This is a genomic window from Virgibacillus sp. DJP39 (assembly GCF_049310925.1).
Classification (GTDB): Bacteria; Bacillota; Bacilli; order Bacillales; family Amphibacillaceae; genus Virgibacillus_F.
On record NZ_JBMERP010000001.1, the window covers coordinates 187,826 to 194,372 of the forward strand.

Annotated in this window: 7 protein-coding genes; all 7 read left to right on the forward strand. The window is 37.6% G+C overall.

Going from position 1 to position 6,547, the window contains the following annotated elements; genetic code table 11:
• Positions 1-479 precede the first annotated feature (479 nt).
• The 7 genes from dnaJ (at position 480) to ACOI1D_RS00955 (ending at position 6,472) form a co-directional block, all read left to right on the forward strand.
• The gene (gene dnaJ / locus ACOI1D_RS00925; RefSeq protein WP_422498411.1) at positions 480-1,598 is read left to right on the forward strand and encodes a molecular chaperone DnaJ; all 1,119 of its coding nucleotides are present in this window, start codon (positions 480-482) and stop codon (positions 1,596-1,598) included.
• A 110-nt stretch (positions 1,599-1,708) separates the two neighbouring features.
• A complete protein-coding gene (prmA, locus tag ACOI1D_RS00930) occupies positions 1,709-2,659 on the forward strand; it encodes a 50S ribosomal protein L11 methyltransferase (RefSeq protein WP_422498413.1) in 951 nt (316 codons plus the stop codon).
• Between the two features lie 170 nt (positions 2,660-2,829).
• Positions 2,830-3,582 (forward strand): 16S rRNA (uracil(1498)-N(3))-methyltransferase, encoded by a 753-nt coding sequence (locus ACOI1D_RS00935; protein WP_422498416.1) that lies wholly within the window; start codon positions 2,830-2,832, stop codon positions 3,580-3,582.
• 2 nt (positions 3,583-3,584) lie between these two features.
• On the forward strand, positions 3,585-4,931 hold the full coding sequence (mtaB, locus tag ACOI1D_RS00940) for a tRNA (N(6)-L-threonylcarbamoyladenosine(37)-C(2))-methylthiotransferase MtaB (protein ID WP_422498418.1): 1,347 nt from the start codon (positions 3,585-3,587) through the stop codon (positions 4,929-4,931).
• 102 nt (positions 4,932-5,033) lie between these two features.
• Positions 5,034-5,699, forward strand: coding sequence for a deoxyribose-phosphate aldolase (gene deoC, locus ACOI1D_RS00945; protein ID WP_422498437.1), 666 nt, complete (start codon positions 5,034-5,036; stop codon positions 5,697-5,699).
• Positions 5,700-5,830: 131 nt separating this feature from the next.
• Positions 5,831-6,007: a 30S ribosomal protein S21 gene (rpsU, locus tag ACOI1D_RS00950; protein WP_089532037.1), complete on the forward strand. Its 177-nt coding sequence runs from the start codon at positions 5,831-5,833 to the stop codon at positions 6,005-6,007.
• 15 nt (positions 6,008-6,022) lie between these two features.
• A complete protein-coding gene (locus ACOI1D_RS00955) occupies positions 6,023-6,472 on the forward strand; it encodes a GatB/YqeY domain-containing protein (protein WP_422498421.1) in 450 nt (149 codons plus the stop codon).
• The last annotated feature ends 75 nt before the right edge of the window (positions 6,473-6,547 follow it).

The window sequence follows — 6,547 nt, forward strand, 5'->3', positions numbered from 1 at the left end:
CAAAGTCAGGAGTTCCTTGGCTTTGGCTTTTTTCTAAATTGTCTAGCTATGCGGGCTAGAGCCTCGAGTCATAGTCAATAGACACTACGAGTAAAAAGAGTATTACTCTACGGTCTCTTGTCTATGCTTGTCGTCTCTGAGCAAGCCCGCTCCGCTTTTCTGTCTAGCTGCGGTTCCTTGGGGTTCGCGACATAAGCAATGAACACTTCAGAGTGCCAAGAGCATGCACTCTTCGGTTCTTTGCTTATGCGTGTCACCCCAGAACAGGAACCTCCGCTTTTCTGTCTAGCTGCGCGGGCTAGAGACTCGAGTCATAGTCAATAGACACTTCGAGTAAAAAGAGCATTACTCTACGGTCTCTTGTCTATGCTTGTCGTCTCTGAGCAAGCCCGCTCCGCTTTTCTTTTCTTATTTGCTATTATGTTCTTATGAATGGTATGATAAAATTTATGCAATAATGCCGGGAGAGTGAATTACAAGTGAGTAAACGTGACTATTATGATGTACTTGGTGTGGGCAAAGATGCTTCAAAAGAAGAAATAAAAAAGTCCTACAGAAAATTAGCCAGGAAATATCATCCAGACGTAAATAAAGAAGCTGATTCTGAGGAAAAATTTAAAGAAGCAAAAGAAGCATACGAAGTATTAAGTGACGAGCAAAAAAGAGGACAGTATGACCAGTTCGGACATGCAGGGCCACAATCACAAGGCTTTGGAGGAGGAGCTCAGGACTTCTCAGGTTTTGGAGACATTTTTGACATGTTTTTCGGTGGAGGCGGTCGTCGCCGTGATCCGAACGCACCACAACAAGGTGCAGATTTACAGTTTGCTATGAATTTGGAGTTTGAAGAAGCTATTTTTGGAAAAGAGACAGACGTCACGATTCCTAAAGAGGAAACGTGCGATACTTGTTCCGGTTCAGGGGCTAAACCTGGAACTAAAGTAAATACCTGTTCACATTGTAATGGATCTGGACAGTTAAACACAGAACAGAATACACCATTTGGACGGGTAGTTAATAAAAGAGTTTGTCATTACTGTAATGGAACTGGTAAAATCATTCCTGAAAAGTGTTCTACTTGTGGAGGAAATGGCAGAGTACAAAAGGATAAAAAGATTCATATCTCTATCCCTGCTGGAATTGACGAAGGCCAACAGATTCGTGTATCTGGAAAAGGTGAACCTGGTGTTAATGGTGGTCCAGCTGGTGATTTATACGTAGTTATCCAAATCAAACCACATGATTTCTTTGAACGTGAAGGCGATCATATCTACTGCGATTTACCGGTATCGTTTGCCCAGGCAGCTTTAGGGGATGAGATGGAAGTGCCAACAGTTCATGGAAAAGTATCGTTAAAAATCCCTGCTGGGACACAAACAGGAAAAACTTTCCGATTAAAGGGAAAAGGTGCTCCTAACGTACGTGGTTATGGTCAAGGTGATCAGCATATAAGGGTTCGTATTATTACTCCATCTAAACTATCCGATCGTCAAAAAGAATTAATGAGAGAGTTTAATGATATAGAAGGTAATAAGTCGACCGATGAACAGGAAGGTTCTTTCTTTCAACGTTTTAAAAAAGCATTTAAAGGTGAATAGCGGTGTATCATTTACACCGTTTACATATTTTCTATCACATGAAAAACTTTTGCTATGTTCCATATGATCAATGGAATATACAGTTTTTCTAAAGGAATGGGTGAATCTTATTGAAATGGTCTGAGATTTGCGTACACACAACGAATGAAGCAATAGAACCTATTTCAAATATACTTCATGAAACCGGTGCCGGTGGTATTGTGATTGAAGATCCTATAGATTTAATCACAGAGCGTGAAGATATATTTGGAGAAATTTACGAACTTGATAAAGAAGACTACCCAAATGAGGGAGTTTATATCAAAGCTTATCTTCCAATGAATAGCTTTCTTGGAGAATCAGTGAATGAAATCAAACAAGCGATTAACAATCTTTTGTTGTATGACATTGATATTGGCAGCAATACAATTACTCTAAGTGAAATAAATGAGGAAGATTGGGCTACAGCCTGGAAAAAGTATTATAAACCTGTTAAAATTTCCAGCAAAATAACTATTGCCCCTACTTGGGAAAACTATGTATCTCAAACTTCCGATGAAATCGTACTTGAGCTAGACCCCGGCATGGCGTTCGGTACAGGAACACACCCTACAACTGTGCTCTGCATTCAAGGTATTGAAAGATATTTAAATGTTAATGATGAAGTAATTGATGTCGGTTGTGGTTCAGGGGTTCTAAGTATTGCTGCTATCTTACTGGGGGCGAAAAGTGTGAGTGCCTATGACCTGGATGATATAGCAATAGAGAGTACAAAGCAAAATGCAAAGCTTAACAAAATTGACAAGCAAATTAATGTAAAACAAAATAATTTATTGGATAATGTCAACAAACAGTCTGATTTGATAGTATCTAATATACTAGCTGAAGTAATTGTACGGTTTATTAAAGATGCATGGGACAATCTAAAAGAAGATGGGATATTCATTACTTCAGGAATTATTAAAGCGAAAAAGGATTTAGTAAAAGATCAGCTAAAACAAAATGGGTTTACAATCATAGAAGTCAACGAAATGGAAGACTGGGTCTCTATTGTAGCCAAGAAAAGCGAAAGCCCCCGTTAAGCAACGATGGAGTGGAGTGACCTATTCAAGATAAAGGAAAGCCAAAAGAGACCTTCTTTTGAGCTTGACTTATCGAAGAGTAGGGAAAGAAGTCCACTAGTTGCTGGGGGCAGCAGCTAGCCAAGAAAAGCAAAGCCCCCGTTAAGCGAACATAAAAGTAGGTGTAGAACATGCAGCGGTATTTTGTTCCAGAAGAAAACTGGGAAGAAGATAGACTTATAATTACTGGTGACGATGCACATCATGTTATAAGAGTAATGCGTGGTAGTGTAGGTGACAAAATAATATGTAATCATCCTAGCGGTTATGCAGTGCTTGGTGAGTTAGTTACAATTGATGATAATGTAACAGTGTCTATTGTTAAGTTCCTACAAGAAACTGTGGAATTACCTATTCATGTTACAATTGCCCAAGGTTTACCTAAAGGTGATAAACTTGAGTATGTTTTGCAAAAAGGAACAGAATTAGGAGCTTCACGTTTCATACCTTTTACTGCTGATCGCTCAGTAGTAAAATGGGACCAAAAAAAGGCCTCGAAAAAGATGACTCGTTTTGCTAAAATTACAAAAGAGGCTAGCGAACAAAGTCATCGAAATCGTATTCCCCAAATTAGTTCTGTTATGAGTTTAAAGGAATTAATAGAAGACACAAAGGATTACGATGTAAAAATATTTGCATATGAAGAGGAAGCAAAAACCGACAGCTTTGTATCCTATGCTTCTGTAATATCAAAGCTGAAATCAAAACAAAAGATAATAGTATGCATTGGTCCAGAAGGTGGTTTTTCAAACAATGAAGTAGATTTATTAAAAGAAAACAACTTTTTATCTGTTCGGATTGGGCCGAGAATTCTAAGAACAGAAACTGCATCACTATATGTATTAGCAAGTATTTCTTATCAATTTGAAGAATTGGGGTGCTAGCATTGCCAACAGTAGCCTTTCATACATTAGGTTGTAAAGTAAATCATTATGAAACAGAAGGAATTTGGAATATGTTTAAAGCTAGCGATTATGAGCGAGTGGATTTTGATCGTCAAGCAGATGTTTATGTAATAAATACGTGTACCGTTACTAACACAGGAGACAAAAAAAGTAGGCAGACAATACGTCGTGCTGTCAGAAAAAATCCTGAGGCTGTTATTTGTGTGACAGGGTGTTACGCACAAACTTCACCTGGAGAGATTATGGAAATTCCTGGAGTTGATGTTGTAGTCGGAACACAGAATCGAAAAAAAATGATTGGGTATATTGAAGAACATTTAGAAACTAGAGAACCGGTTAATGGTGTCACAAACATCATGAAAAACCGTGTTTTTGAAGAGATGGATGTACCTGAGTTTACTGACCGAACGCGTGCATCGCTAAAAATACAAGAGGGATGTAATAATTTTTGTACATTTTGTATTATTCCTTGGTCCCGTGGATTATTACGATCCCGTGATCCAGAAGATGTTATCGTACAAGCACAACGTTTAGTTGATGCCGGTTATAAGGAAATTGTTTTAACTGGAATTCATACTGCTGGTTATGGTGAGGATATGCAGGATTATAACTTTGCAAAACTTCTCAAAAAACTTGAAACAGATGTGAATGGGTTAAAGCGAATTCGTATTTCTTCAATTGAAGCTAGTCAGATTACAGATGAAGTCATTGAGGTACTTGATAAATCCGAAAAAATCGTACGTCATTTACACGTGCCTTTGCAATCAGGATCTGATACAGTCTTAGATCGTATGCGCAGAAAGTATACCACTGAATTTTACTACCAGAAAGTAGAGAAAATTAAAAAGGCTTTACCTGGATTAGCAATTACTTCAGACGTTATCGTTGGTTTTCCTGGCGAAACAGAAGAAGAATTTATGGAAACATATAACTATATTAAAAAGGTCGGTTATTCTGAATTACACATTTTCCCTTTTTCACAGCGTACAGGGACACCAGCGGCAAAAATGAAAGATCAAGTTGAAGATAAAATCAAAACTAGACGGGTGCATGAATTAATTGAGTTGTCAAATCAATTAGCAAAAGAATATGCCTCCAACTATGAACATGAGGTTGTGGAAGTAATTCCAGAGGAACGTGCACAGGATGAGAAAGATTCAAATGTGTTAGTAGGCTACTCAGACAATTATCTTAAAGTTCGATTCACTGGTTCAGATGATATGATCGGTAAAATTGTTCGTGTTAAGATAACGCAAGCAGGATATCCTTACAATGAAGCAACCTTTGTACGGGTAATGGATGTAGATGCCACAACTAAAATTAGTTAAGAACGAATACCCGGTATAACCGGGTATTCGTCTATCCATTAGTTTTTATGTTATTATAGAAAGGTACGGACAACTTAATGGGAAAGGGCGTTAATCATGACAATGGATCTTGCAAAGTACATAGATCATACACAATTGAAACCAGATACAACAGTAGATAAAATAAACAGTATTTTAGAAGAAGCTAAAGAATTTGAATTTGCTTCAGTTTGTGTTAATCCATATTGGGTAGAGCATTGTTTTAATGCGTTAAAAGACACAAATGTAAAAGTTTGCACTGTAATTGGTTTTCCACTTGGTGCAACAACAACTAAGACTAAGGTATTTGAAACTAAGAATGCAATAAGTAATGGTGCAACCGAAGTGGATATGGTGATTAATGTCGGTGCGTTAAAGTCAAACAACGATACCTTTGTAGAGCAGGACATTAGAGAAGTTGTTTTGGCAGCAAAAGGTCACGCGATAACAAAGGTGATTATTGAAACTTCTCTTCTTACTGAGGATGAAAAGGTCAGGGCTTGTAAGCTAGCAAAATCAGCTGGTGCTGACTTTGTTAAGACCTCAACAGGTTTCTCAGGTGGAGGAGCTACAGTGGAGGATATTAAATTAATGCGTGAAACAGTTGGACCAGATCTAGGTGTTAAAGCATCTGGTGGGGTGCGTGATTTAAAGACCACTCAAGCAATGATTGATGCTGGTGCAACAAGAATTGGGGCAAGTGCTGGAAAAGAAATTTTAGCTGGAGAGCAAGGTACCTCTGACTATTAAACAATGATTTAAAAATTCATTCGAAAATTAGTTGACCAGTATGCCACAATATATTATAATTGTTATTGGCAGTGATTTACCATAACCTGCCTGAATAATCCTGTTTTATCTTCGGAGGGAGGGAAATCAGTATGTCAAATACAACTCGCGTTCGTAAAAATGAGTCTATAGAGGATGCTCTTCGTCGATTTAAAAAAAGTGTGTCAAAAAGTGGTACACTACAAGAATATCGTAAGCGTGAACACTATGAAAAGCCAAGCGTTAAGCGTAAATTGAAATCAGAAGCTGCTAGAAAGCGTAAATTCTAAAGAGGGTGCAGTAGCATGACATTACTAGAACTGTTAAATACAGATATGAAACAAGCTATGAAAGATAAAGATAAAGATAAGCTTGGAGTTATCCGTATGGTTAAGGCATCTTTACAGAATGAAGCCATTAAACAAGGTAAAGATACAATCTCAGAGGATGACGAATTAACTGTATTGTCTAGAGAATTAAAGCAACGAAAAGATTCCCTCAACGAATTCAAGGCTGCTGGACGTGATGATCTTGTAGCAAAACTTGATGTAGAAATCAATGTGTTACAAGCATATATGCCCAAACAGTTATCTGAACAAGAGTTAGAAGTAATTGTTCAGAGCACAATTCAAGAAGTTAATGCAACATCAAAAAAAGAGATGGGTAAAGTAATGAGTGCGATCATGCCAAAGGTAAAAGGCAAGGCAGACGGTTCGAGTATTAATAAACTTGTACTGAAGCATTTAAAAAACTAATACATCACTATAAATGCAAATTTAGGCAACCCTTGTCAGTCTCGCTGACAAGGGTTTTAGTTTTGTAATAAAGAA

Excerpts from the sequence above, each read along its gene's own strand:
- rpsU (WP_089532037.1), top strand. The coding sequence starts at position 5,831 with ATGTCAAATACAACTCGCGTTCGTAAAAATGAGTCTATAGAGGATGCT.
- ACOI1D_RS00955 (WP_422498421.1), top strand. The coding sequence starts at position 6,023 with ATGACATTACTAGAACTGTTAAATACAGATATGAAACAAGCTATGAAA.
- deoC (WP_422498437.1), top strand. The coding sequence starts at position 5,034 with ATGGATCTTGCAAAGTACATAGATCATACACAATTGAAACCAGATACA.
- ACOI1D_RS00935 (WP_422498416.1), top strand. The coding sequence starts at position 2,830 with ATGCAGCGGTATTTTGTTCCAGAAGAAAACTGGGAAGAAGATAGACTT.